Annotated in this window: 3 protein-coding genes; 1 reads left to right on the top strand and 2 read right to left on the bottom strand. The window is 41.0% G+C overall.

Annotated features, from left to right (window positions below; all coding sequences use genetic code 11):
- Positions 1-1,181: TnsD family Tn7-like transposition protein (locus tag LSG37_RS21020; RefSeq protein ID WP_233081965.1), on the bottom strand; the 1,181-nt coding region annotated here is incomplete at its 3' end.
- Between the two features lie 41 nt (positions 1,182-1,222).
- Complete coding sequence (locus LSG37_RS21015) at positions 1,223-1,534, bottom strand: helix-turn-helix domain-containing protein (protein WP_233081964.1); 312 nt, start codon at positions 1,532-1,534, stop codon at positions 1,223-1,225.
- A gap of 99 nt (positions 1,535-1,633) precedes the next feature.
- Between LSG37_RS21015 and LSG37_RS21010 the strand changes: the two genes are divergently transcribed.
- On the top strand, positions 1,634-1,864 hold a 231-nt coding region (locus tag LSG37_RS21010; protein ID WP_233081963.1), incomplete at its 3' end, for a hypothetical protein.

Below are 1,864 nucleotides of genomic sequence, written 5' to 3'. Positions count from 1 at the left end.
TCAAGATCTCTTTTCTGCCAATTTACCAAGCTGCCAACTGAAATACGAACACGAACAGGGAGGTTTTTCTGTAACCACGCTTTGTCGAACCGAAACAACCAAGAATAAATTCTTTCACCATCCTTCGTATCTCTAACTTCCTTTAGTGTTTTTGATTGAGCGATGAACTTTAACCACGCTTGTCGATAGTGCTGCACCCTTTCTGCTGCTTTACTATTTTTATAAACATTAACCTTGCGAATAGATTGGGTTACTGTTGCTGCCTCAGTAATTGCTTGTGCAAGAGAGTATGATGGGAATAGCGCCATGATACATACCAGATGGTGCAATGCAGAATAGTGGCGGCGTTGCTTACGAAAAAAATCTAATAGCCAGTTATTTTCTGCTGTTAAATCTAAGCCAATCTCAGCTAAAAACGCGTCTCCCCAGAATCGGGTAACGGCCTTTTTAATTTTCAGATGATCAGTCTTGCGCCCTACAAAAAAATGATGGTCAATTAATTGCCGAAGATAAAATACTGACCACTGTGCCGGAGCTACGTATGAAGTCTGTGTATTTAAAACATGCGAGAGGGTTGTTGCAAGCTTTAACAATGGGTTATCTGATTCTACATAGATCACCGGTAGGTTTTGATTTACAACCAGCTCGGAGGCATCTAAAAACCTATGTCGTCTCTCAGGAAGTAACTTAAAGCTATCCTGCAAAAGGCAGTGATGTTTTGGGCAGACCATGACACCTGGTAAATGAAATAGTCGACGCCAGTAGGAATAAGCCAGTTTTTGGTTATCCTCTTGAATGCAAACAGGGCAAAACCGGTAAAATCTTGGCCACTTAATGCTCGATGCGTTAATACCAATACTGGTCATAACATGGGACTTATCGCTTAATTTCAGGCTGTTTTGAACCACCTCAAGCCGTTCAGGCTCCACGAAAGAACGAAAAAACGGTAGTATTGAATGGTGTTCCATGATGTATTCAGCACTAACTGGCCAGATATGTCCAACCTGTAAGAGAAAATCTTGAAGATGCCCCTGCATTAACGCTGAAGGCACAATATTTCTTGAACCAAACAGCATGTTTAGAGCTGATTTATCGTCTCTTAGTCCTTGGCGCGAAACGAAACGCGCCAGAATACTTACCAGTAATTCATCTTCATGCGGCAACGGGAACTGGAAAATCATACCGAGTCTGACAAGGCATGATCGGTTGGATGACTTGCTAGCTATTCGGTTTCAGAACAACTAAGCGCTTCAATTAATTGCGTTTTTTGTTCAGCTGTTAAAGCAGCAACTAAAATAGCTATCTCAGCACTCTGAGCATCTTCGCAAAAAAAATAATTTAGCGGCACTTTCAACTCATCCGCCATTTTTTTTAACGTCTGAATATCAGGGACGTGTCTACCTTTTTCATAATGATTCATGCGGCCACTAGCTGAGCTTTCATCCGTACCGATTCTTATACCAAGCTCTCGCTGAGAGATACCGATTTTGTTTCTGGCCTGCTTAAGGCGCTCTGGGATTGGATTGATATGCAATTTTTATTCATCGTAAAACCCTCATACTTAGATTGTCTAAGTTTTGCTTATTTCTGTATACTTAGCAATCCTAAGCATGAGATTTTTTCGGAACCCGAAATGACCGACAAAACGATACCCATAAATAAAAAATTTAAAAACGTACTATTGGAAATTAAAGACAAGACCTTTAGCAGACTAGAGCTTATAAGCACCACTGAGCAACTGCTTCGGCTTACCAACATTCAGGCAAAACGCTTTGTTTCTAGAAACATCCACGTTCTGACATCACGCAAACTACTTGTCGCTATCGGTGGTAAAAACAACAGAGGCTATCGTATCACTCCTGAA

Origin of the sequence: Rheinheimera soli (genome assembly GCF_021290985.1) — a bacterium.
GTDB lineage: Bacteria > Pseudomonadota > Gammaproteobacteria > Enterobacterales > Alteromonadaceae > Pararheinheimera > Pararheinheimera soli.
This window is presented reverse-complemented; position numbering and strand designations above follow the sequence as displayed.